The sequence below is a fragment of the Hymenobacter fodinae genome, from assembly GCF_004745825.1.
GTDB classification, from domain to species: domain Bacteria; phylum Bacteroidota; class Bacteroidia; order Cytophagales; family Hymenobacteraceae; genus Hymenobacter; species Hymenobacter fodinae.
The window spans coordinates 222,733-247,208 of the sequence record NZ_SRLA01000007.1; the positions used below are offsets into that span (position 1 = coordinate 222,733).

At 59.7% G+C, this 24,476-nt stretch carries 17 protein-coding genes; 15 read left to right on the forward strand and 2 right to left on the reverse strand.

The window, feature by feature from the left end; translation table 11 throughout:
* Nucleotides 1-34 precede the first annotated feature (34 nt).
* The 7 genes from EU556_RS24875 (at nt 35) to traN (ending at nt 7,503) form a co-directional block, all read left to right on the forward strand.
* Nucleotides 35-337 carry a hypothetical protein gene (locus EU556_RS24875; RefSeq protein ID WP_135436957.1) on the forward strand — a complete coding sequence of 101 codons (303 nt, stop codon included), beginning with the start codon at nt 35-37 and terminating at the stop codon, nt 335-337.
* 773 nt (nt 338-1,110) lie between these two features.
* Nucleotides 1,111-1,233, forward strand: coding sequence for a hypothetical protein (locus EU556_RS26720; protein WP_262709681.1), 123 nt, complete (start codon nt 1,111-1,113; stop codon nt 1,231-1,233).
* Nucleotides 1,234-1,366: 133 nt separating this feature from the next.
* Entirely contained in the window at nt 1,367-2,401 is a 1,035-nt protein-coding gene (locus EU556_RS24880; RefSeq protein ID WP_135436958.1) for a replication initiation protein, read from the forward strand.
* A gap of 1,156 nt (nt 2,402-3,557) precedes the next feature.
* On the forward strand, nt 3,558-4,577 hold the full coding sequence (locus EU556_RS24885; RefSeq protein WP_135436959.1) for a replication initiation protein: 1,020 nt from the start codon (nt 3,558-3,560) through the stop codon (nt 4,575-4,577).
* Between the two features lie 90 nt (nt 4,578-4,667).
* Nucleotides 4,668-5,228: a conjugative transposon protein TraK gene (gene traK, locus EU556_RS24890; RefSeq protein WP_262709684.1), complete on the forward strand. Its 561-nt coding sequence runs from the start codon at nt 4,668-4,670 to the stop codon at nt 5,226-5,228.
* Nucleotides 5,229-5,239: 11 nt separating this feature from the next.
* Nucleotides 5,240-6,535, forward strand: coding sequence for a conjugative transposon protein TraM (traM, locus tag EU556_RS24895; RefSeq protein WP_135436961.1), 1,296 nt, complete (start codon nt 5,240-5,242; stop codon nt 6,533-6,535).
* Between the two features lie 116 nt (nt 6,536-6,651).
* A complete protein-coding gene (gene traN / locus EU556_RS24900) occupies nt 6,652-7,503 on the forward strand; it encodes a conjugative transposon protein TraN (RefSeq protein ID WP_262709685.1) in 852 nt (283 codons plus the stop codon).
* A 729-nt stretch (nt 7,504-8,232) separates the two neighbouring features.
* Here traN and EU556_RS24905 read toward each other — a convergent pair.
* Nucleotides 8,233-8,832: a recombinase family protein gene (locus tag EU556_RS24905; protein WP_135436963.1), complete on the reverse strand. Its 600-nt coding sequence runs from the start codon at nt 8,830-8,832 to the stop codon at nt 8,233-8,235.
* A gap of 953 nt (nt 8,833-9,785) precedes the next feature.
* Between EU556_RS24905 and EU556_RS26725 the strand changes: the two genes are divergently transcribed.
* From EU556_RS26725 to EU556_RS24940, 8 genes are all read left to right on the forward strand, one after another.
* Nucleotides 9,786-9,908: a hypothetical protein gene (locus tag EU556_RS26725; RefSeq protein WP_262709682.1), complete on the forward strand. Its 123-nt coding sequence runs from the start codon at nt 9,786-9,788 to the stop codon at nt 9,906-9,908.
* A 24-nt stretch (nt 9,909-9,932) separates the two neighbouring features.
* Nucleotides 9,933-11,159 (forward strand): oligogalacturonate lyase family protein, encoded by a 1,227-nt coding sequence (locus EU556_RS24910; RefSeq protein WP_135436964.1) that lies wholly within the window; start codon nt 9,933-9,935, stop codon nt 11,157-11,159.
* Between the two features lie 83 nt (nt 11,160-11,242).
* Nucleotides 11,243-12,400: a glycoside hydrolase family 88/105 protein gene (locus EU556_RS24915; protein WP_135436965.1), complete on the forward strand. Its 1,158-nt coding sequence runs from the start codon at nt 11,243-11,245 to the stop codon at nt 12,398-12,400.
* Nucleotides 12,401-12,458: 58 nt separating this feature from the next.
* Nucleotides 12,459-15,329 (forward strand): glycosyl hydrolase, encoded by a 2,871-nt coding sequence (locus tag EU556_RS24920; protein ID WP_135436966.1) that lies wholly within the window; start codon nt 12,459-12,461, stop codon nt 15,327-15,329.
* Nucleotides 15,330-15,355: 26 nt separating this feature from the next.
* Nucleotides 15,356-16,435 (forward strand): glycoside hydrolase family protein, encoded by a 1,080-nt coding sequence (locus EU556_RS24925; RefSeq protein WP_135436967.1) that lies wholly within the window; start codon nt 15,356-15,358, stop codon nt 16,433-16,435.
* 8 nt (nt 16,436-16,443) lie between these two features.
* Nucleotides 16,444-17,958: a sialate O-acetylesterase gene (locus EU556_RS24930; protein ID WP_135436968.1), complete on the forward strand. Its 1,515-nt coding sequence runs from the start codon at nt 16,444-16,446 to the stop codon at nt 17,956-17,958.
* A 458-nt stretch (nt 17,959-18,416) separates the two neighbouring features.
* On the forward strand, nt 18,417-19,751 hold the full coding sequence (locus tag EU556_RS24935; RefSeq protein WP_210116375.1) for a pectate lyase family protein: 1,335 nt from the start codon (nt 18,417-18,419) through the stop codon (nt 19,749-19,751).
* Nucleotides 19,752-19,889: 138 nt separating this feature from the next.
* The gene (locus EU556_RS24940; protein WP_135436969.1) at nt 19,890-24,089 is read left to right on the forward strand and encodes a cellulose binding domain-containing protein; all 4,200 of its coding nucleotides are present in this window, start codon (nt 19,890-19,892) and stop codon (nt 24,087-24,089) included.
* A 124-nt stretch (nt 24,090-24,213) separates the two neighbouring features.
* Here EU556_RS24940 and EU556_RS24945 read toward each other — a convergent pair.
* Nucleotides 24,214-24,476 (reverse strand): SDR family NAD(P)-dependent oxidoreductase (locus EU556_RS24945; RefSeq protein ID WP_135436970.1); only part of this gene is annotated, 263 nt, incomplete at its 5' end.

A 24,476-nucleotide genomic window follows, 5' to 3' on the forward strand; every position in this document is an offset into this window, starting at 1 on the left:
ATAAAGACCGGCTTTACGCTAAAGACCCGTTACCATGGCCTCCAAACCCAAATTCGACCTGGATCAGCTGCTGCCCGCTAATCCCGATGATTTCCTGCTCAAACCCAAGGCTGCTAAAGCCCCTCTGCCCGAGGCGCCGGCAGTCGAAGCGGTCAAGATCAAGTTCTCGAATCAACTGCCGCTCGATACCTGGCGCCAGCTGCACCAGTATTCGTTCTGGGAGCGCAAGGACCTGGCCACCGTGCTCGACCAGGCCCTGCTGGCCTTCTTCGCCCAGCACCCCGACTCCCAGCGGGAGCTGCCGGCGGAGGAAAAGAAACGCCGCAAGCTGCCGTAGCAACCCGCCGCGGCTAGCGGGCCCGGGTCAGCCAAGTATCCGAACGGTGAGCGCTCCACGCGTAGGCAGTCCCTACGTCGCGAGCTGACAGCCGGGCCGGAGCGCCCAATGAAGCCCCCTCTGCAAAAGGATAGGCCCGCCGATAAGGGCGGGCCTATCCTTTTGCAGGGCTCGGTTGCTCTGCCTGCCGGTGGCTGGCCTGGGACTGCTCAGGCCCCGAGCTAGCGCCTCAGCCGGCGGGCTTTGGGAATATCCTCGTTCGTGACCTGAAAGGCGAGGTGACGGCCGCCGCCCCGCTCAACCATCTTGGCCTTTCCTGCCCCAAAGCATCGCCGGCTGGTTGGCCAACCTCCTCCCCAGCCGCCGCGGAGAGCTTCTGACCAGTCGGGGCTTGCCCGAAGGGTAGCCCGGTAAAAGTCGGGGGCGGTCGGGTGCCATTTTTCACGCAGATGCTAAGTGGCTCATTCCGAAGCCGGGAAGACCGTAGGTTGGGGGTAGGGGTGGGAGTGCCATTTTTCACGCAGATCCCCGGAGAGATTTTTCCCAGGTGGCCATCACCTGGTCCGGGCCAAACCCCCTAAAAACAGCCTGGGCGAGCCGAAAACGAACTTTTTAGCCAGCCATCAGCAAAAAAATATCCAGCCAAAAAGCAGAGCCTCTTCTGTCTTCTTAAGCTATTCTATCTATTCTATATTCAGGTCGGCGTAACCCTCTGGTCCATAACATTTTAAGGCGATTATCTGCGTGAAAAATGGCACTCTGCTGCGTGAAAAATGGCACCCATCTGCGTGAAGAATGGCACCATCTGCGTGAAAAACGGCACTCTGCGGCGTGAGAAATGGCACCACTACGTGAAAAATGGCACCGGGGCCGCCGGAGCGGTCGGTGCAGCGTGAAAAATGGCACCCGGTGCGGGCCCGTCCGGTGCTGCGTGAAAAATGGCACTCCCCGACCTGTTGCGTGAAAGCCCCTAGAATTTCACGCTGATCCTTCTAACTTCGTGGGGTAGCCTCCCGTATTTGCCTGCGTATGAATGCTCCGCTCGTTCCCGTGCTCTATCCCCGGGCCTACCAGGCCAACGCGCTGGTGCGGGCGCCCCTGAAGCTCACGCACGTGGAAGCCCGGATATTTGCCTTGGCCCTGGGCTGCATTCACCAGGACCAGACGGAGCTGCCCGGCATCTCGATTCCCATCAACCGGGTGATGACCCAAAAGAAGGGGGGCAGCGTGTACGAGACCATCCGCGACGCCTGCAAAAGCCTCATGTCCAAGGTCGTCAGCATTGAGTCGCAGAAGGGCAACAAGAAGCGCTTTACGGCCTACTCCATCATCAGCTACCTGGACCTGAACGAAGGCACGGGCCTGCTGACGGGGAACTTCGCCCCGGAAATCAAGCCGTTTCTGCTGCAGCTGGCCGAGCAGTACACCCACGTGGAGCTGGAGTCGCTGCTCACGCTTAAATCCGCGCACGCCCACCGCCTGTACTGGCTGCTGAAGTCCTGGGATGACGTGGGGGTGTGGGAGGTGGAGTTCGAAGCCCTGCGCAAGCAGGTGCTCGGCGATGACAACGACGTCACGTACACGCTCTTCTACGACTTCAAGCGCTACGTGCTCGAGCCCGCCATGCGCGAGCTGCACTCCCTGGGCTGGGTGGTCAACTACGAGCCCCTCAAGGATGGCAAGAAGGTCAAGGCCGTCCGCTTCCTGATTCCCAAGCCGCAGGTTCGGCTCGCCGAGCCGGCGGCGGAGGGGAGTCCCCTGACCACCACCAGTCCGGTCCGACCGGTGGAAAAGCAGATGACGCTGGCCCTGCCGGCGGAGCTGCCCACCCTGCAGCAGCGCATCATCACCCGCCTGCAGAAACTGAAGATGACTTCGGCTCAGATCCAGCACGTGCTGGAGTTTATGGGGGATGATGAAGTTCGGATTGCCCGCCTGATGAAAGTCACGCACCCGGTGCTGCGGGACTTCGAAGCCGGCAACAAGGTGTTCGACAACCTGGGGGGAACCACGGTTAACCTGCTGAAAACGGAATTTCCGGGGCTGTACGCGATCCTGAAATAGGCCAGCAGCTAATGGCTCCCTCAGTAGCGTCTTAGTCCGGTAGCAGTAGCCTGATCACTGCTACACCAGGGAGTAATGAGTTTGGCGTCGCTAGCTAAACGTTGGGCCGCCGCGGTTGGCTGGGCGGTAAACCAGGCCGGATAAGCTTCCCCGCTTTTACGTCCTACTTCACGCCTGAATAAGGGGGTCAAGTAGGGAGTAGCTAGACTTTCCAGGTAGTGATGGCCCAATAGTTTGAGGCTACCTGGTCCCGGTCGCGATTACAGAAACCACGAGAAAAATGCCCTTACCTATTACCAAAACCACGAGAGCCGGAATCTTCACTTACTAAAGGCCGCGTGGCTAAGAATCTATTGCAAACCTGGAGTTCTGTAGTAGCGGGAAGAAGGTGTCATCTTGACCCGGCTACCCGTTCGCCCCTGATGCAAGTACTGTTGTCTGATTCGCCCAAGCCGGAGGAGGCCAGCAGCAAAATCGTGGTCCAGCACAACGCCCTGGTCAACGCGCGGACACGTTCGGACACCACCTGCACCAGGTGTACCGGCAGGATGGCTTGCCGATAGAGCAGCGGGCAGGGGAGGAGGGGCTCGTAAAGCGAAACCAACCGGCGGTCCTGAGTTAATAAGGGGTGGTTAGGAGGGCAGTAGTAGGCGGTACGAGTGGGATTGCGGTGTAATTTCTTCCGTAGTTGCTCGGAAAGATTTGAGTCATAGGTTGCTAGAGGCTAATTAGGCTGGGTAAGAAGTAGCCGGGACCCCGGGGAAGCTTTTTCGTCAAGCTACCCCTTTAAAAAACAGAAGTCTCTTCAGTTTTTTCTATACTTCCTTTCTTCTTTCTTCTGTCACCATAAAGCGCTGTAAAGCAGATAATTAGCTTGATTTGATACGGAAGGAATTACACCTTATTACGGAAGAAACTACACCCAAATGCGGAAGGAATTACACCCAAGTACGGAAGGAATTACACCTTATTACGGAAGAAACTACACCACCTACGGAAGAAGTTACACCATCTACGGAAGAAACTACACTACCCACGGAAGAAGTTACACCACCTACGGAAGAAACTACACTTTCGGAATGGAATTAGGCTCACGTACGGAAAAATCTATAAAATTTCCGTATTTAGACTACGCTCGCCATGATTACCCTCCCTTATGGAACCTACCCTGTACCCCCAGGCCCGTCAAGCCAACATTCTAGTTCGTTCTCCCCTCAAGCTCAATCATATTGAGGCTCGGATCTTTGCCTTATCACTAGGTTGCATCAACTCAAAGTCGCTGGAATTACCCCAGATCCGAATCCCCATGCTGCGGGTGATCCCAAAGTCTAAATCGGGCCCAGTCTACGAGCAGATTGATGCGGCCTGTAAGACGTTGATGAGCAAAGTGGTGAGCATTGCCAAAACCAACTCCAAGGGCAAGATGAATATCAAGAACTACGGTATCATCAGCTTCATGGAGATTGACGAAGGCACTGGGTACGTGACGGGCAATTTTGCGCCAGAAATAAAGCCTTTCTTGCTGGAACTAGCCAGTGAGTACACCACCGTAGAAATTGAAACCATCCTGACCCTTAAAAGCGCCCATGCGCATCGCTTGTATTGGCTGTTAACCAGCTGGGATGACGTTGGGAGTTGGGAAGTAGAGTTAGATACCCTGCGGGAGCAGATGGTCGGGACTGAGGATACGGCGTACACCATCTTTTATGACTTCAAACGGTATGTCCTGGAGCCCGCGGTCAAGGAGCTCCAGGATATCGGTTGGATGGTTAGCTGGGAACCAATAAAAGTGGGTAAGAAGGTCGGCAAAGTTCTTTTCACCATTCCCAAGCACGTCATTGCGGAGAGTACCGGACCGCAAACAATCGATATAACCCCGAAAGGACGCGCCAAGCAGAAGCAATCGGATCAGCTGGCACTAGGAATCATTTCGGAAATGCCCACGCTGCACCAGCGCATTGTTGCGCGGCTGCAAAAGCTCCAGGTCACCGATGCGCAGATCAGAACGGTACTCGATTACCTGGGCGATGATGAAACTAAGTTTACGAAGCTGCTGAAATCCACGCATCAGCTGCTCGTCAACTACGAAACAAAATCCAAGGTGTATGACAACATTGGAGGAGCAACTATCAATCACCTGAAGACCGAAATCCCTGGGCTGTTCGCGAAGCTCTAGCCGACTGAGGTTGGTTCTGGTTCTGCTGACTCTGCGGCTTCTCTGGCTAGGGCGCGGCAGTAGCGCCCATATTAGACGAAAACGCTGGCGCTGCTCTTCATGCTGCTGTGCTTCTCGTTGGCCGCCTACGCCGTGTACTCGGCCCGGCAAACGACGGCCGCTGCCCAAGGGCGCATCTACGTGCTCGATCAGGGCAACCTGCTGGCGGCCGTCTCCCACAATGTCAAGGAGAACCGCCCGGTCGAAGCCCAGAACCACGTCAAGCGCTTCCACGAATTTTTCTTCACGCTCGACCCCGATGCCAAGGCCATCGAGTACAACGTGAGCCAGTCGCTGTTTCTGGCCGATGAAAGCGCCCGGCGCGCGTACGAGAACCTGAAGGAGAGCGGCTACTACAACGACTTGATTCAGGCCAACATCAGCCAGGACATCAAGGTCGACAGCGTACGCATCAACGCGGCCCGCTACCCTTATTACGCGAAGTGTTATGCGCACCAGCAAATCATCCGGGCCTCAAACACCACAAGCCGCCTGCTCATCTCCGAGTGCTACCTGCGCGACGTGTCGCGCTCCAGCAACAACCCGCACGGTTTTCTGATGGAGCGCTGGCGGGTGGTCCAAAATAACGATTTGCGCACCGAGCGCCGCTAACCCCTATCGCTATGGCAACCTCTCCCAAACAGACGCAGGAGTTCATCCACAAGCGTCGGATGATGGTCTTTATTCCGCTACCGGGGGTTATTTGCTTAACGCTGCTCTTCCATCTGGGTGGCGGCGGCCAGGGCGTGGCGGAAGCGACGGCCAACGCCGGTTCGAGCCTTACGGGCATCAACACGTCGCTTCCCTCCGCGGGCACAAGCTCGCTGTATGAGGATAAGATGGAAGCCTACCAGGCTCCCCAGGATAGCACCCATCGCAACGGCCTGGCCTTTACTCCAGTCGGGGACATTACCGAGCCAATGGATGCACCCGCTGCGGCGCCTGAGGCCTCGAGCACCACGGCCGTACCTGGTGGGCTAAACTACGCCGTACAGCCCGGCCAGTCGTCCCAGTGCTACGACCCCCACCATGACTCCAATGTGGCGGCCGTGCAAAGCCGCCTGCAGCACCTGCAGCAACAGGCGGCCCCTCAGCCCGCTTACAGTCGGTCAAGCGGGGGATATGGCAGTAGCGGGTACGCTCCGCCGAGCGCCGACGCGCCGGCGTCCTCCGGCAAGGATGCCGAGCTAGACCACGCCATCCGGGAGCTGGATGAGTTGCGGCGCCAGTATGAGCGGCGGTTGCAGGCCCTCAACTCGCCGCCGGTCGCTGCTCCCGCTGCGGCCCCAGCGGCGCCGCTGGTGGCCACGAGTGCGACAGCCCCCAAGCCGAAAGGCATGAGCGTGATGACGGAAGTGCCGCAATCGGTGGTCACCAGCCTGGGCAGCCGCGCCGGCCTGGGCACGCCCGTCGTGGTGGTGACTGCCGGCAACTCTTTCCACGGCCTGGGGGAAAGCAACGCTGGCCAGCTGAACTCGGTACCGGCCGTGATTCATGACGACGTGATCGTGAGCCAGGGTTCGACGGTGAAGATGCGCCTGCTCGCCGATGTGCAGCTGGAAGGCCGCGTTATTCCGCGCAATAGCTTTGTCTATGGCACCTGTGACGTGTCGGGCAACCGCCTGACCATTGAAGCGACGGCGGTGCAGTACCAAAACAGCGTGCTGCCCCTCCGCCTGAAAGCCTACGATATGGATGGGGGCGAGGGCTTGAGCATTCCGGGCTCGGTCAACCGGGACGCGGCCAAGCAGGGCCTGGCGGGTGGGGCCAGCTCGGCCGACCTGCCCACCATGTCGCCCAACTTAGGAGCCCAGGCCGCGGGCATCGCGCTGCAGACTGGTAAGGCGCTGGCCGGCAAGAAAATCAAGCTGGTTAAAATCCACCTCAAAGCCAACTATAAACTGCTGCTCAAATCATGAGACTTCCCTCCATTCTTGCTTGCCTGGGCTTCGCGGCCCTGTCCTGGTTGACGTTGCCGGCCACGGCTCAAAAATCGAAGTCTATCGCTCGTCAGCCAATGACGTCAGCCCAGCTGATGGGCAATTTCCCAGCATCGACGACGGTCGCACCCGCTGCGGCCCCGGCCCCCCTGCCCAAGCTGCTGAGCCTCGGGGAACAGAACGTCATCGGCTCCTATCACCTGGGCGTGGGCTTTCAAAAAACCACGCACCTGATTTTCCCCTACGCCGTGACCTACGTGGATCTGGGCAACGCGGGCATCATTGCCGATAAGGCCCAGGGCGCGGAAAACATCGTCAAGCTGAAGGCCAACCAGCCGAACTTCCCGCAAACCAACATGACCGTGGTCACGGCCGATGGGCGGCTGTATTCCTTCCTGATCGACTATGAGCAGGATCCGCGCGTGCTCAACTACAACCTGACCACCGGCGCCGGCGACGCCTCGCCCGTCCTGCCGATGGTCCTGTTCTCCAACCTGAGCATGACCCAGGCCGAGATGGAAAACTACTCGCGTATCGTCCTCAAGAAAAAGAAGATGCTGCGCACGAAGGAAGTCAAGGACGATATCACCCTGGCCCTGCCGGGAATGTACACCCAGGATGATCTGTTCTTTCTACCCCTCCACCTGTTCAACCAGTCCAACATCAACTACGACGTGGACTTCATCAAATTCTACATCCGCGATAGGAAGCTGGCCAAGCGCACGGCCATCCAAGAATCGGAAATCGCCCCCATATTCGTTTACAATGCCACCCAGCGCACGATTCCTGGCCCGGGCGGTATAGATCAGGTCTACGTATTGCGCAAGTTCACCATCCCCGACGACAAGAACCTGGTGGTAGAAATGTTCGAGCGCGGCGGCGGCCGACACCTGACCTTCGACGTGACCAATGAGGACATTCTCGAGGCCCGCAAATTAAAGCGGTAGAAGGCGTTCCTGGTGAAATGAGAGGGTATAGCACCTGGCTATACCCTTCTTCGTTTGTAGCTCGGACCCAATGGGGTGGATTCCGCAGGTTAGCTACGGTACTGAAGGCCACCCGTGGCTGCGTTATGTATTGGGCTGTCGCTTTTTCTCCCTACCACAATGCGCCAGTTCCTGATCATCCTGGCCGCGGCCATCGTTCTCTACAGTCCTTACGGGCCCGGTTGGGGGCGGAGGGTGGTCACCATTGCCATCGTGCTGGCCATCTTCGGCACGTACCGCAAGTTCCACCCCAGCGGCGCTGCTACGACGAGCACGACGAGTACACCTAAGCCTGCATGCTTTCCTCCTTCGACCCTTTCGTATTGGTGCGGATTGTGGACAGTTCCTGTGTGTTCGGCTGCTTGGTCTGCCTACTGCTGAAAGAGGGATTTGGGTGTCATGTTGGCCGTCGTAACGACCGAAAATAGCGATGCAGTAGGGCATCATTTTCATGCAGAAGCCCCCGTGCATTACGCGTAGGGGCTTTTTCGTTGCTGCCATATTTTCGCTTAGCAGCCAGGGCCATTTAAGCAGAGAGCAGCCAGAGCAGGGGGGAAGGTGCGCACAGATCCAAGAGTACAGGTGATAGGCCGAGTTGGTTTTCCAAGACAGAAGACAAGCACGTGAACTTCGTTACCCCTCACGGGCGAAATCGGCGCACGAATCCCGGTAGGGAGGGTAACAACCTCCTTAAAGAGCCGTCCCTTTGCGGTAGTGCTGAATGGCTACGCCGCGGTGGCGCAGGTACTTGTAGAGCGTGACTTTGGAGATCTGCAGGCGCTGGGCAATCTCATTCACGCCCAGTTGCTGCTCTCGATAGAGGGTCTCCGCCACGATGGCCGTCCGCTGCGCCGCTTCCGAGAGGCCGGGCCGTCGCCCCCCGATGCGGCCCCGGGCCCGCGCCGCCGCTAACCCGGCATGAGTCCGCTCGCGGATGAGCTCGCGCTCAAACTCGGCCAACGAGGCAAACAGATTAAAGATCAAACGCCCCTGGGCCGAACTCGTATTGATGGCATCGGTGAGCGAGACCAGGCCCACCTCGCGAAACTCGAACTCGGCCACCATGTCCAGCAAGTGTTTGAGCGAGCGACCCAACCGGTCCAGTTTGTAAATGTAGACGGTATCGCCAGGTCGAAGTCGGGCTAGCATCCGGTCTAACTCCGTGCGGGCCGCGCTCATGCCGGAGGCTTTTTCCTGATAGATTTCCTCACAACCGGCCTGCGCGAGGGCATCGAGTTGCAGGGCCAGGTTCTGGTCGCGGGTGGAGACGCGAGCGTAGCCGATGTTCATAGACCAAGTACAGGATTGTTATGGAGAAGATACGCATTCTGTACTTTACTACCTGTACCAGTTTAGTGAATTGATTTTGCCCGTTTTTGGGTCTTTTTCCTCTACTTGTGATCCGGGTGAGATTGTACAGGAAAAGGAGAGTTTCCTATCACTAAGTGAGGCCTGGCAGGTTGAATTCTCACCGAAGGATTCTGGACACCTATTCATACTGAGCATTCGGAAAACCGCCGCCTAAAGCACTCCTAGATTTCAACAAGGATCGACAAGCCCTACTTACTGGGGCTTTGCCAATTTCTGTTCAAAGGAGACGAGCTTTTCAAGAGAGTAGGGGTTAACATCAGCCCGTTGATCTTGCAGAAATACTCGAAACTGGGTGAAGTTTACTGTGAGAGGCCAGGTACTCCAGCAACGCCACTCAAAACTGAACGTGCAGCTCTTGCGCCAATCTGTTCGCATCGGAGGCTCAATTCTATCCAGTAAGCGCAGACTGCAAGGCACGTAGACGCCCATACACGCCGAACCCCCGGTTGGTGGCTCAACCGAGGATTCAGAAAGGGGGTGCAGTCACATCTTTTGTCTAACGCAGCAAATAAAAGGGCTGAAACCGAATATCAACTCCCAATTTAAATCGGCTGAGCCGTCACGGCGGGTCAACCAACGGGTTTTCTGTAGGGGGAAGTTTCCCGCTGGAGCAATACTGGGCCCTCCCCGGCTGACAAGGTCATGGGCAGTGCCATGCGCTGCTCCATCGCTTCCACCGGGCAGTCAAAGAAGACTTGGCCTCGGGAGCTGGGGCGCAGGGGTCACGCAGAGGCCTGGGAGTGGCTGGCTGTTTACCTATACGGACGTCTACCGGCAGAGTACAGGAGGGTTGAGTTGCTGGACCAAGCTTTATTGGCTGACGTTTCTCCTCCTGTGCCCGAACTAGCTTATGTTTCTGCCCCCTACGAAGTATGCTGATGGCTTTGCGGGCGGGCCCCGCGGGGCAGGTACTGAAGAAGGAGCAGCTCACCCCATGCACCCAGCGCTCCGCCGCCCCGATTCCCGGCCCCGATAACCTGATTTGCTACTTCTGACTCTGCCTCTTTCCCTTCCCACCCATGAAACAACTGCCCCTATTACTAGCCGTGAGCGGCCTAGGCCTCTTGCCGATGCGCGCGCAAGCCCAAACCAAGCTGGTAACCGGTGCGCAGACGCCCATGCCGGCTGCCGAGTGGATCGACCAGGACACGGGCCATCGGGTAGTGCGCCTAACGCCCCGGGATGGCAGCAACAACAGCTTCTACTTCCATAACCGCCCCTTCCTGGCTGGCAAGGGTGGGGCCGGGGAGCGAATGGTGTTCTACCATTCCGATGCCCAGGGCAAGCAGCTGCGCACCATCGATTTGAAAACCCGGGAGGTGATGCCGCTGACGCGCTACTTCAAACAGGTGGGGGGAGAGATTGTGGCCCCGAAGCGCCGGGAGGTGTTCTACCAGACCGGCGACTCAGTATACGCCACCCACGTGGACACCCGCAAAACCCGGCTGGTATACGTGTTTCCCCAGGACTTTCGGGCCAGCATCACCACGCTCAACGCCGACGAAACCCAGCTGGGTGGGGCCTGGGCCTCCGATGCTGAGAAGGAAATATCCCGCCAGTACCCCGAGAAGAAAGATTACTTCCGGCGTATCTACGACTCGAAGCTGCCGCGTACGCTATTCACCGTAAGTGCCCAGGGCGGTAAACTCACCAAGCTCTTCACCGACACGGCCTGGCTGAACCACGTGCAGTTTTCGCCCACCGACCCCAACCTGCTCATGTTCTGCCACGAGGGGCCCTGGGAGCTGGTGGACCGCATCTGGACTATCGACACCCAGAGCAAGCAGGTGCGGAAAGTGCACCAGCGCACCTTAGACCGCGAAATCTTCGGGCACGAGTGGTTTGCGCCCGATGGCAAAACCATCTGGTTTGACCACCAAATGCCTCGCGGGGCTACGTTCTTCGTGACGGGCACCGACCTGAAAACGGGTCAGGAAAAAAAGTACGAGCTGCAGCGCGACGAGTGGTCGGTGCACTACACGATTTCGCCGGACCAAAAGGTGTTTGCCGGCGACGGTGGCTACCCTACGTCCGTGGCCCACTCCCCCAATGGGCAGTGGATTTACCTGTTCCGACCTGATGGGGATAAATTCCAGGCCGAGAAGCTGGTAAACCTGGCCAAGCACAACTACCACCTGGAGCCCAACGTGCACTTCTCGCCCGACGGCAAATGGCTGATCTTCCGGGCCAACTTTGAAGGCGAAAGCCAGGTCTACGCCGTGGAAATAGCGAAATCGGCCTCCTGAAACCGACAGCAAGCCCGTCTGATGAAGTATTCGCTCCGCTAGACGAATCAGTTACAAACCAAGACGCCTCCTACTTCCGCCCCATGCTCAAACCTATCCTGACGGCCTGCCTACTGCCCCTGCTTACGCTGCCGGCCCTGGCCCAGCAATTGCCCAAGAAAAAGGTTATCCTCAAAACGATGACCCGCGCTAACGACTACTTCATGAAGAAGTGGCCGGATACGGGCAAGGAAATCGTGACCAACAAGGCCCGCCCCAGCAACATCTGGACGCGCGCCGTATACTACGAGGGCCTGATGGCACTCTACGGCGTGGACAAGCAGCAGCGCTACTACGACTACGCCGTAGACTGGGGCCAGAAGCATAAGTGGGGCCTGAACCGCGGCGTCGAAACCCGCAACGCCGACAACCAGTGCGCCGGCCAGACTTACCTGGCCCTCTACGAAATTGACCCGCAGCCCGAGCGCCTGCGCGACATCAAGGCCAGCATCGATTTGATGGTCAGCAGCCCCCAGGTAGACGACTGGTGGTGGATTGATGCCCTGCAGATGGCCATGCCCATCTACGCCAAGCTGGGCGTCCTGACCCAGGACACGGCCTACTACGGCAAGATGTACCGCATCTATACCTACTCAAAAACCCAGCACGGCGGCAAGGGCCTCTACAACCCCCAGGACCAATTGTGGTGGCGCGACAAAGACTTCGTGCCACCCTATAAGGAGCCCAACGGCGAGGACTGCTACTGGTCTCGGGGCAACGGCTGGGTGGTAGCCGCCATGGTGCGCGTGCTGGAGATTATGCCTAAGGGTGCCCCGCACCGCGAGGAGTACGAGCATATGTACCTGAGCATGATGAAGGCCCTGCCGCCCCTGCAGCGCCCCGATGGCTACTGGAACGTGAGCCTGCACGACCCCACCCACTTCGGCGGTAAAGAGCTGACGGGTACGGTCCTGTTTACCTACGGCATGGCCTGGGGCATCAACCACGGCCTCCTGGATAAAAAGCAGTACCAGCCCATCATCACCAAGGCCTGGAACTCTATGCAGAAGGAGTGCGTGCACAAAGATGGTTTCCTGGGCTACGTGCAGGGCACCGGCAAGGAGCCCAAGGACGGGCAGCCCGTGAGCTACACCAGCAAGCCTGACTTTGAGGACTATGGTCTCGGCTGCTTCCTGCTCGCCGGCACGGAGTTGATGAAACTGCAGGACGCGCCCGCCGCCAAGACCACCGCCAAAAATTAACCAGCATCCAGTAGGTAGCCCAGGTTCCCAGCTTCCTTCCACTGCCCTTGCCCACGCTATGAAATCCACCCTTGCCCTTTCCCTACTGATCAGTGCCGCGCTAGGCCAGTCTCCCGCTTCAGCCCAGGCGCTGCGCTGGCCGGAAATCACGCAGCAAGCCAAACCCTGGACGCGCTGGTGGTGGGAGGGCAGCGCCGTGAATGAGCAAGACCTGACGCGTCTGCTTACCCAGTATCAGCAAGCCGGTTTGGGCGGAGTGGAGATTACCCCAATTTATGGTGTGAAGGGCACAGAAAGTCAGTTTATTCCATTTCTGACGCCGCGCTGGATGGACATGCTCCAGCACACGCTCACGGAAGCCGGCCGGCTAGGCCTGGGCGTGGATATGGCCCAAGCCTCGGGCTGGCCGTTTGGCGGGCCGTGGGTGACGCCGGAAGACGCCTGCAAGTATGTGGCCTACCAGACCTACGCGGTAAAAGGCGGCGAGCAGCTCATGGAAGCCGTGAGCTTTATCCAGAAGCCCATTATGAAGGCCGTAGGCCAGCCCATGGACTTCAAGCAGATGGTGCAGCCCGTCGCGAAGAACCCCGATTTGCAGCTGCATGCCTTCGATCAGGTGCGCTTCGAGAAGCCGCTGCCCCTGCAGGCGCTAGTGGCCTACTCCGACAAAGGACAGACCCTGGACCTGACCAGCAAGGTAGACGCCAATGGCAAGCTGACCTGGACGGCCCCCAGCGGCAACTGGACGCTGTACGCCGTATTTGAGGGGTGGCACGGCAAGCAGGTGGAGCGCGCCGGCCCCGGCGGAGAAGGCGACGTGATTGACCACTTCTCCAAAACGGCCACCCAACACTACCTGCAGCGCTTCGACGAAGCGTTTAAGGGTCGCAACGTGCAGCCCATCCGGGCTTTCTTCAACGACTCTTATGAGGTAGACGATGCCCAGGGCGAGGCCAACTGGACCCCGCAGATGTTTACCGAATTCCAGAAGCGCCACGGCTACGACCTGCGCCAGCACCTGCCGGCCCTCTTCAGCAAGGAGGCCGAAAACGAGCAGCACCAGCGCGTGCTCAGCGACTACCGCGAGACTATCTCGGAACTGCTGCTGGAAAACTACACCCAAACCTGGAGCACTTGGGCCAAAACTTACGGCGCTCTGATTCGCAACCAGGCCCACGGCTCCCCGGCCAACATCCTGGATCTGTACGCCGTCACGGACATTCCCGAGACGGAAGGCGAGGACCTGCTGCGCCTGAAATTTGCCTCTTCAGCGGCCCACGTAACGGGCAAAAAGCTCGCGTCGTCGGAGTCGGCAACCTGGGAAAACGACCACTTCCTCTCTAAGCTCTCCGACGTAAAGAAGGCTATAGACCGCATGCTGCTGGGCGGCATCAACCATACCTTCTACCACGGCACCAACTACTCGCCCCAGGCCGCGGCCTGGCCGGGGTGGCTGTTTTACGCGGCCGTGCACTTCAACCCGAATAACTCCTTCTGGCAGGATTTTGGGCAGTTGAACCGCTACGTGGCGCACTGCCAGAGCTTTTTGCAGGCCGGAGAGCCTGCCAATGATGTGCTGGTGTACCTACCCATGTACGACGCCTACGCCCGGCCCGGCAAGGTGCTGCTCCAGCACTTCGATGGCATTGACCACGGCTTTAAGGGCATGCCGGTGGGCGCCACCGGCGAGACGCTGCTCAAGCGCGGCTACGGCTTCGATTTCATTTCCGACAAGCAGCTTTTGCAAGTGAAGTCAACGGGCAAAACGCTGCAAACGGGTGGGGGAGTGGCCTACCAAACTATATTGGTGCCGGTTGCCAAACTGATGCCGCTGGCTACTTGGGAACAGCTGCTAAAGCTCGCCCAGAATGGCGCGACCATCGTGTTTCAAGACCAACTGCCTAGTGATGTACCTGGCCTAGGCCAGGTGGAAACCCGGCGGGCCGCGTTTAAGAAGCGGCTGGCGCAGCTGAAATTTAAGCCCAGTGGCCTAGCCGGGGTGCAGCAGGCTCCGCTAGGCAAAGGGCGGGTGCTGGTGGGCAAGGATGTAGATCAGCTGCTTACCTCCACCGGGCTCAAGCGTGAAACCATGGTGGATAGTGGTCTGGAGTTCGTGCGCCGCCGCCAGGGCAAAGGTCACGTGTACTTTGTGGCCAACTGGGGCGACAAGCCCGTGGAAACTTGGGTGCCCCTGCAAACGGCGGCTAAGTCAGTGGCCCTTTTTAACCCCATGACCGAGAGGCTTGGCCTGGCTCAGATGCGTACGGCTGCTGCCGGCACCCCTGAGGTATACGTGCAGTTGGCCCCCGGCGAGTCGTGCGTGTTGCAAACCAGCGAAACCGCCCAAACCGGCCCCGCCTACGCCTACCTGAAAGCCAACGGAGCCGCCCAGCCCGTGCAGGGAACCTGGAACATCCGGTTCGTTTCGGGTGGGCCCGAACTGCCGGCCCCTGTGCAAACCGCCCAGCTCGGCTCCTGGACTTCGCTCAGTGGCGAGGCCGTCAAGAAGTTTTCGGGCACGGCCGCGTACACTGTTTCCTTTGCCAAGCCGACGGGTGGGGGAGAGGGCTGGATGCTGAACCTAGGCCGCGTGGCCGAAAGTGCCCGCGTGCAGCTCAATGGTAAGGAGCTTGGCACCCTCATCGGGCCGGTGTACCAAGTGTTCATCCCCCAGGATCAGCTGAAGGCCTCTAACAGCCTAACCGTGAGCGTGAGTAATAGCATGGCGAACCGTATCATCGACATGGACCGCAACCACGTGGAGTGGAAGAAATTCTACAACATCAACATGGCCGCCAAGCTCAAAGAAAACCGCAATGAGCAGGGGCTGTTCACCGCCGAAAAGTGGGAGCTCAAAGAGTCAGGGCTGATTGGACCCGTTACCCTAACGCCGGTTTCAACGGGCGTAGCCGCCGCTAAGGTGCAGTAACGTAACTCACTACTTCTCCGCTATCCATGCTTTCTCGCCGCGCTTTCCTGGCTACCCTTACCCTAGCGCCACTGGCCCGAGCCGCCGCAGGCTTTGCGGCGGGGCGCTTGCTGGATTTTCCTAAAGCTGATTTCGCCAAGTTCAGCAAGCATCTGAAGCCCGTGGGCCGCCTGCTGGAGCAGGAAGGCTACTACGTGTGGTGCAACAGCCCAATTTACGGCCCCGATGGACGGGTGCACGTGTTTTACTCGCGCTGGCCGGCGGCTAAGGGCATGGGGGGCTGGCTGAACAGCTGCGAAATAGCCCGCGCCGTGGCCGATACGCCGGAAGGGCCTTTCGTGTACCAGGAAACCGTGCTGGCTCCGCGTGGTCCCGGCTTCTGGGATGCCACTACTTGCCACAACCCCCACATTCAGCTGGTGGATGGCAAGTATTGCCTATTTTTCATGGGCACCTCCAATGGCAAGACCAACACCAAGCGCATCGGCCTGGCTACCGCCGACCATCTCGAAGGCCCCTGGACCCGCCCCGATCAGCCCCTGCTGCTGCCCGGCGAAACGGGCGCCTGGGACGACCACTGCACCACCAACCCAGCCTTCGTGAAGCACGAAGGCAAATACTGGCTCTACTACAAATCCTGGAACACCCAGGACTACGTGACCTCCAAGGACCCCGTCATCCGGGGCAACCGCAAGTATGGCCTAGCCATTGCCGACCGCCTAGAGGGCCCCTACGTGAAGTACGCCGGCAACCCCGTCATTGACTTCTCCCGTCTGGGCAACAACAAGCAGTTCGAGGATGCCTACGTGTGGGAGCAGCAGGGCAAGTTTCACCTGCTAGCTCGCGACATGGGGGTGTACAGCCAGGAGGTAGGTCTCTACCTCGAATCCAAGGACGGGAAAGAGTGGACCTATCCCAAAATCGCCTTTCTCCCCCTCCGCGACTACGGCGTGCAGGAGCCTCCCGCCCCGCCCAAGCTCAAGCGCTACGGCCGCCTGGAGCGCCCCCAGCTGCTCATGCGCAACAGCAAGCCCGAGTACCTGTTCGGCGCCTCCCAAGGTGGCAAGTACATGACCGCCTCCTCCTTCGTCTTCAAAATCACCTAGCCTTTCGTATGCGCCGTATCCTTGCTAGTCTCCTGCTTTTCCTGGGCCACTGCGCCTGTGCCGATGTTACCCTGCCGGCCTTGATGACGGACAACATGGTGCTCCAGCAAAAAACTACCGTGGCACTCTGGGGCTGGGCGTCGCCGGGGGAGGCCGTGGCGGTGAAAGCCAGCTGGACGAAGCAGCCCGTAAAGACCACCGCCGATGCGCAGGGCAACTGGCTCGTGCGGGTGCCCACTAGCAAGGCCGGCGGACCCTACACCATCACAGTGCAGGGAAATAATCAGGTGACCATCAAGAATGTATTGCTGGGAGAAGTGTGGCTGTGCTCGGGCCAATCGAACATGGCGTTTCCCGTGGCCAAGGGCGCTTCTAAGTGGATGACGGGGGTAGTAAACGAGGCAGAAGTTGTACCCAAGGCCAACTACCCCGCTATCCGGATGTTCACGGTGGCGCAAAATGTGGCCGATGCGCCCCAGCGCGACGTGCAGGGCAGCTGGGTGGTCTGCTCGCCCCAAACGGTCGGCGGCTTCTCGGCCGTGGGATACTTCTTCGGGCAGGAGATTCACGAGAAAACGGGGGTACCGGTGGGGCTGATTCACTCCTCCTGGGGCGGCACCCCGGCTGAGTCGTGGACGCGGCGGGAGGTGCTGGAGCAGAACCCGGAGCTGAGCCCCATCCTGACGCGGTACGCCGAGGGCCTGACCCGTAGGCCGGCCTACGAGGCCGAACTGGCCGCCTGGAAGCAGGAGAAGCAGGCCAATCCCCAGACCACGCGCCCCAAGCCCGCGGAGCCGCTGAGCGCCACCAGCAATAAGTCGCCCGCCAAGCTCTACAACGGCATGATACGTGGCCTAGAGCCCTACACGCTTAAGGGCGTTATTTGGTACCAGGGTGAGAGCAACGCGGAGCGGGCCTACCAGTACCGCACCCTCTTTCCGACCATGATTGCCAACTGGCGTCAGGATTGGCAGCAGCCTAACCTGCCCTTCTACTTCGTGCAGATTGCCCCGCACAAGGGGCAGAACCCAGAAATCCGGGAAGCGCAACTGCTTTCCTGGCAGCAGGTTCCGCACACGGGCATGGTCGTGACCACCGACGTGGGCGACTCCCTCGACATTCACCCCCGCAACAAGCAGACCGTAGGCCACCGCCTGGCCCTTTGGGCTCTGCACAACGAGTACGGCCAAAGCAAGCTGGAAACCTCCGGGCCAGTCTACCAGTCCATGAAAGTGGAAAATGGCAAAGCCTGCCTGGCCTTCGACCACGCCGCGGGCCTGAAAGCTGCGGATGGTTCTCTGCGGGAGTTTATCATCGCGGGTGCCGACAGCGTGTTTCATCCTGCTCAGGCCCGCGTGGAGGGCAACACGGTAGTCGTATGGAGCGACGATGTGAAGCAGCCGGTGGCCGTGCGCTTTGGCTGGCGTAAGTCGCCTATGCCCAACCTGTTCAACTCAGCCGGCCTTCCTGCCACTCCTTTCCGCACCGATACCTGGCGTCAGCCCACGCAGGGGAAGCGGTGAGAGCATGCGGCCTAGCAAGAGTATCAGCTGGCGACTAGCCGCTCGTTTCCTTGCATACTTGAGGAGTTTGGTGGTCGTTGTTTCCAGACAATGTCATGCTTCGACAAGCGGACGCCAGATGAAGCATGATAGGTAGGGTGGCAACGTCAGCCGAGCGAGATATCTCGGCAAGTTTGATAAGACATTCCGCCTAGGCCAGTCTGGACCAGCCAGCCACTTATAGTCCCGCTTCAGCTGAGGATGGTGAACTAGAGCTTGACTGCTAGTCAATAGCACGACTTCTATTTATTTGGATTTCAGGATAGTGCAGGAGAGTTATGGCCTGGTGGAAAGGTAGTATTGGGTAGTTATCAAGCTATTGAAAGGAATATCATTAATAGTGCCTTGCCTGCGCAATCTGTTGCGCCATGCCTATAGATATCGTCCCCGCCCGCGCTCTTCCCACCAGCCCATGCTCTATGAAAACATGTACTTACCATCAGGGGCGCCGCGCTGTTGCTAGGGTAATTGCGGCGCTAGGCCTGTTAATGGCTACTCCCGTGGCCGCGCAAACGCTGGCCTTTCCCACGGCGGAAGGCTTTGGGCGGTTTGCTACCGGCGGGCGCGGCGGGGCCGTGTACCATGTTACTACGCTAACTGATACTGAGGCTGGTTCCCTGCGAGACGCCGTAAGTCAGCCGGGCCGCACCATAGTGTTTGATGTGGGGGGTGTCATTCGGCTGACAAGCCCGCTAACGATTGCGGAAAACCTGCACTTAGCGGGCCAGACCGCGCCCGGCGACGGCATTGTGGTGTACGGCGACGCCGTGTCTTTCACCAATGCTAACAACACAGTAGTGCGCTATCTGCGCTTTCGGATGGGGCACGGGGGCAGCCCGGGCAAAGATGCGGTGACCATTGCCGCGGGTCACGACCTGATTTTTGACCACGTGTCGGTGTCGTGGGGGCAGGATGAGAACTTCTCCGTGACCAACGAGGCCCGCAACGTGACGCTGCAGAACTCCATCGTGGCCCAGGGCCTGCACCCGCACTCGGCGGGCGGCCTGATTCAGTCGGAGGGCGGGACCAGCATTCTGCGCTGCCTTTACATTGATAACCACACCCGCAACGTGAAGGTGAAAGGTGTGAATCAGTTCATAAACAATGTGGTGTACAACTGGGAGGCTGGCGCCTACATTCAGGGCGACTCCGAGCGCAAGTCCCAGGCCAACGTTATGGACAACTACTTCATACAAGGGCCAGGTAAGGCCAGCCAGCCCTTCACCCGCGGCAACGCCAACTTCAGCATCTACGCCCAGGGCAACTTTCAGGACAGCACCCGCAATGGCAAGCTCGATGGGGCGCCCATTCTGCCGGCAGGCTACGGGGTAGTCAGCTGGCAGGCCACGCCCTTCGCCTACCCGGCCACCACCGCCCTGACGGCCCAACAGGCCTACGCCTACGTGGTGCAGCACGCCGGCGCCTCCCGGCACCGCGACGCCGTAGACACGCGCCTGCTGCAGGAGCTGACCTCCCTGGGCAAGCTGGGCCAGATCATCCAGGATGAAAACGAGGCGCCCATGCGCGGCCCCGGCGAGGTGCAGGGTGGCCTAGCGCCCCTCGACACCGACCAGGACGGCATGCCCGACGCTTGGGAGCAGCGCTACGGCCTGAACCCCCGCGACGCCACCGACCGCAACCACGATGCCGACTACGACGGCTACACCAACCTGGAAGAATACCTCCAGCAGCTGGTGGTGGAGGGCAACGGCCCCGGCACTACTTCCCGCGTTTCCTCGCCGAAAGGCACCTGACTTCTACCGCTTCCCCGCACACCTAGTACTTGTTGCCGCTAGGCCTGCTTGTCAGGGTGAAGGAACCGGCGTTTGCCTGCTCCGGCGGCCTTCCCGCGCGCTTTCTGAGTATTCCTTTCCACCAAAAACCCACTTTCTATGCACATGACTACTATGGTCAGAAGGCTAACGGGCGCGGCTACGCTGCTGGCGGCCGCGCTGGCCCTGCCCGCCCAGGCCCAGACGCTGGCTTTCCCCGGCGCGGGCGGCTTCGGGCGCTTTGCTTCAGGGGCCCGCGGCGTGGCTAACCCCACCGTGTACACCGTGACCAACCTCAACGACAGCGGCCCCGGCTCCCTGCGCGATGCCGTGAGTCAGCCGGGCCGCATAGTGGTGTTTGCCGTGGGCGGCATCATCAACCTGCAAAGCAACGTGCAGGTGGCGCCCAACGTGACCGTAGCGGGCCAAACGGCTCCCGGCGACGGCATTGTGGTATTCAATAAGCGTATCACCTTTACGGGCTCCAACAACAGCATCTGCCGGTTTCTGCGGGTGCGGTTGGGGGCCACCGGCAACCAGGGCAACGACGCCTCGGGCCTGGCCAACGGCGCCAATATCATCCTCGACCACATGTCGTTTTCCTGGGGCATGGACGAGGTATTCTCCATCAACTGGGACGGCAAAGGCACGGCACCCGACAACATCACGGTGCAGAACTCCATCATCGGGCAGGGCCTGCACAAGGTCAACCACTCGGCGGGCGGCCTGATTCAGACGCCTGATGGAGGCAAGGTGAGTCTGCTGGGGAACCTCTACATCAGCAACAAAACCCGCAACCCCAAGGTGAAGGGGGTGAACGAGTTTGTAAACAACGTGGTGTACAACTGGGGCAACGGCAACCGCCTGGGCGACCAGCTGAATTACGGCTGGTCGGGCGACGCCTATATTATGGGCGGCTCCTCGGGTGTGTCGGAAGTCAATATTATCAACAACTACTTCGTGGGCGGCCCGCTTACCCCACCCGAGAAAACCACGCCTTTCTCGCGCGGCACGGGCACCTTCAATGTGCACGGCTCGGGCAACTACTTCGATAACAACCGCAACGGCGTGCTCGACGGCACCCTGGTGCCCTTCGACTCGGTGGGCTACCCCGGCATCACCGGGGAGGCCTTCAAGGCTCAGCCCTTTGCCTACCCAGCCGCCGCGCCCAAGCTTACCGCCGCCCAGGCCTACCAGCAGGTGATTGACAGCGTGGGCGCTACCTACCCCCGCCGCGACCAGGTGGATGGTCTCATGGTGGACGAGGTTCGCTCCCGCGGTACCAAGGGCCTGTATGTGTATACTGAAACGGATTTGCCCTTTGCCAATGGCGGCCTGGGCGACGTATTTAATGCGCCCGCGCCCCTGGACTCAGACAAAGATGGAATTCCCGATGCCTGGGAAGATGCGCACGGCCTCAACAAGCACAACGCCGCCGATGCCGTGGCCTACAGCACCGCCGCGCCGGCTTACCTCAACGTGGAGGTGTACGTCAACTCCCTAATCAAAACACCGGCGCCCGACTTCGTAAAGCCACCGACCAACGTGCAGCTCGCAGCCAAAACCACCGAGCTGCCCGCGCCCACCAGCGAGGTTACGCTGACCTGGGCCGACAACTCGCCCAACGAAAGCCACTTCGTGCTAGAGCGTTCCGAGGATGGAGTGGCCTACACCGCCATTGCCCAGCCCGCCGCCAATGCCACCACCTACACCGACCAGGGGCTGGTGCCCAACAGGACCTATTACTACCGCCTGCTGGCCGTGACAAACGGGGAAAGCTCCACGTATAGCTCAGTGGCATCGGTGAAAACGCCCGCTTTGCCCTCAGCACCTGTGGTGGCCGGTACGCCTACGCCCGCCAACGGGTTTCAGTATGCGGAGCTGGTTGCCAATGCTCTGACCCTAAAATGGACGGGCAGCACCAACACTACTTCCTACACCGTGTACTTCGGCACCTCACCCGAGAACCTGATTAAGCTGAAAGAAGTGGCCTACGTGGCCGCGCCGTCTCTGACCGTACCTAACTTATTGGAAAACACAACCTACTACTGGCGCGTGGATGCCACCAACGCCAAAGGCACCGCCGACGGCGCCGTCTGGTCGTTTAGAACGGCGGGCAGCATCACGCCCCAACTCGTAGGCTACTGGGGCTTCGATGAAACCGCCGCCGACGGCACCCAGATTACCGACCAATCAACTTACGCTAACCACGGCGTGCTCGGCCTCGATGACGACGACCAAAGCATTCGGGTGGCCGGTAAAGTAAACGGCGCCCTCAACTTTGCCTCGGCCGATGTGAATCGCTACGTGGTGAGCATCCCGCACCAAGACCAGCTCTACCTCGATCAAAGCTCTTTCTCCTTGTCGTTCTGGATGAAGGCCACCACGGCCCAACTGCCCCAGGACAACAGCACCAGCGCCTACCTGCTCTGCAAGGGTTCCATCACTCGCAGTGCCACCACCGGCGCTACCGGCAAGCGTTTCAACATCGAGTTCAAGAACAAGCAATTCCGCTTTGCTATTGACGACGATAAGAACAAGGACGAGCTGCAGATTGGCGGCGCGCCCTTCTTCACCGGCGAGTGGGTGCACGTGGTAGCCCTGCGCGACGTGGCGACCAAAAAGATCCAGGTGTACCTGAACGGCGTGCTGGTGAAAGAAATGACCACCAAGGCCCTGGGCATCGGCGAGGCCAGTGACCTGATTGTGGGCAACATTGGTGAGCTGGAATTCATATCTTCGGCCAACTCCCCGGCCCCTTATAAGGGAGCCCTCGATGAACTGCGCGTGTACAACTACGCCCTTAGCAAGTCGGAAATTGCCGATCTGATGAAGGCCAAGCAAACCATCACGTTTGCCGCTCTGCCCGCCAAGCTGCTCGGCGACGCCGACTTTGCCCTGACGGCCACCGCTAGCTCGGGGCTGCCTGTTACCTACACCAGCTCCGATGAGAAAGTAGCCGTCATCAGCGGCGACGCGGTGCGCATGGTGGGGGCCGGCACCGCAACTATTACGGCCACCCAGGCCGGCAACGCGGGTTTCCTAGCTGCCGAGCCCGTAGGCCAGTCCCTGACCGTAGCGCCCCTGCTGGTGAAAGCCCGCACCCAGGATGGCGACAATGGCCGCCTCACCAACAACACCATCAAACCCAACCTCACTATTGCCAACGAAGGCCCGGTACCGGTGGCCTACGCCGAGCTGACGGCCCGCTACTGGCTCACCGCCGAAAATGACGCCGGCCTGAACGCCTGGATTGACTACGCCCAGTTGGGCAACAGCCAGATCAAGACCCAGTACGTGCGCCTTGCGCAGCCGCGCAACGGGGCCTACGGCTATGTGGAGTATGCCTTTGCACCGGCCGCGGGCACGCTGGCGGCGGGCGGTACTTCGGGCGTTGTACAGTCACGCCTGGCCAACCAGGACTGGGCCAACCTTAACGAAGGCGACGATTATTCCTACCGCAGCGCCTCTGCCTACGTGCTCAACCACCACGTCACGCTCTACCGCAACGGCCGCCTCGTATGGGGCACCGAGCCCACCGAAGCAACCCCCGAAACCAAGGTGCAGGTGCTGGCCGCTAACCGCAACCGGAACACCAGCACCAACAGCATCAGCATCACGCTTTCCCTTAGCAATACTGGCAATCAGCCCCTTCGCTACGAAGACCTGAAAGTGCGCTACTGGTTCAGCCCCGAAGGCACCGCACCCCTCAATCACACCGTGGACTACGCCAAGCTGGGCGCAGCGTCCATCACCGGGCAGTTTGCGGAGGCTACGGCCACTGGGGCAGAGGCTTACTTGGAGCTGGGCTTCCAGCCAACTGCTGGTACGCTCTACCCCCTAAGCCGTACGGGTGACATCCAGTACCGCATCACCAAAGCCGACTGGTCGAGCTTCCAGGAGGCCAACGACTATTCCTACCGCCCCGCCGGCCCCCTCGCCGAAAACGACCACATCACGGTGTACTACCAGGGCCAGTTGGTATACGGTGTAGAGCCGGCTACTCTTGCGGCCCGCTCGGCGCAGCTAAGCACGGCGGCTACGGCGGCCTCCACCACGGCCACTAAGCTTCAGGTGGCTGTGCTGGGTAACCCCGTAACCGAAAATGAGGCGACAATCGAAGTAAGCGGCGTGCAGGGCCAGGCTCTGGAAATCAGCCTGTACGACCTGCAGGGCCGCAAGCTCACCACGCAAGCTGTGCCGCAGGCGGCCTCCGTTCAGCAGCAGCGCCTACCGGTAAGCTCCTTGCCGGCGGGCGTGTACCTGCTCCGGGTGACTTCCGGCAGCCAGTCGTCGGTAACTCGATTGGTCAAGCCTTAACCCACTTCTATTTCCACACTGTGTAAAACCTAAACGAGCCGGCATGCAGAGATTAATCTTCTGCATGCCGGCTCGTTTGTTGGGTATTTTCGGAAGGCTAATGCCCTAGGCCACTCTGCGGCGGCTACAGAGTCATGCCGCCCGTTAGCTCAAGGCGCTGGCCATTCACCCACTTAGCTTCCTCGCTGCAGAGGAAGGCCACTACACCGCCTATATCGTCGGGCAGGCCTACCCGACCTAGGGCGGTTATGCTGGCCACATATTCCCGAATCTCGGGGGTGTCCTGCATGGCACCACCCCCAAAGATGGCGCCGGGAGCCACTACGTTGACCGTAATACTTCGCGTCCCTAATTCAAGGGCCAGGTAGCGCGTGAACACTTCCACGG

Bases quoted from the DNA above. Each gene is read 5' to 3' on its own strand.
- EU556_RS24920 (WP_135436966.1), top strand. From the start codon at position 12,459: ATGAAATCCACCCTTGCCCTTTCCCTACTGATCAGTGCCGCGCTAGGC.
- EU556_RS24905 (WP_135436963.1), bottom strand. From the start codon at position 8,832: ATGAACATCGGCTACGCTCGCGTCTCCACCCGCGACCAGAACCTGGCC.
- EU556_RS24930 (WP_135436968.1), top strand. From the start codon at position 16,444: ATGCGCCGTATCCTTGCTAGTCTCCTGCTTTTCCTGGGCCACTGCGCC.
- EU556_RS26720 (WP_262709681.1), top strand. From the start codon at position 1,111: ATGGCACCCATCTGCGTGAAGAATGGCACCATCTGCGTGAAAAACGGC.
- EU556_RS24915 (WP_135436965.1), top strand. From the start codon at position 11,243: ATGCTCAAACCTATCCTGACGGCCTGCCTACTGCCCCTGCTTACGCTG.
- EU556_RS24910 (WP_135436964.1), top strand. From the start codon at position 9,933: ATGAAACAACTGCCCCTATTACTAGCCGTGAGCGGCCTAGGCCTCTTG.
- EU556_RS24880 (WP_135436958.1), top strand. From the start codon at position 1,367: ATGAATGCTCCGCTCGTTCCCGTGCTCTATCCCCGGGCCTACCAGGCC.
- EU556_RS24940 (WP_135436969.1), top strand. From the start codon at position 19,890: ATGCACATGACTACTATGGTCAGAAGGCTAACGGGCGCGGCTACGCTG.
- EU556_RS24875 (WP_135436957.1), top strand. From the start codon at position 35: ATGGCCTCCAAACCCAAATTCGACCTGGATCAGCTGCTGCCCGCTAAT.
- EU556_RS26725 (WP_262709682.1), top strand. From the start codon at position 9,786: ATGCTGATGGCTTTGCGGGCGGGCCCCGCGGGGCAGGTACTGAAGAAG.
- EU556_RS24935 (WP_210116375.1), top strand. From the start codon at position 18,417: ATGAAAACATGTACTTACCATCAGGGGCGCCGCGCTGTTGCTAGGGTA.
- EU556_RS24925 (WP_135436967.1), top strand. From the start codon at position 15,356: ATGCTTTCTCGCCGCGCTTTCCTGGCTACCCTTACCCTAGCGCCACTG.
- EU556_RS24885 (WP_135436959.1), top strand. From the start codon at position 3,558: ATGGAACCTACCCTGTACCCCCAGGCCCGTCAAGCCAACATTCTAGTT.
- traM (WP_135436961.1), top strand. From the start codon at position 5,240: ATGGCAACCTCTCCCAAACAGACGCAGGAGTTCATCCACAAGCGTCGG.
- traN (WP_262709685.1), top strand. From the start codon at position 6,652: ATGGGCAATTTCCCAGCATCGACGACGGTCGCACCCGCTGCGGCCCCG.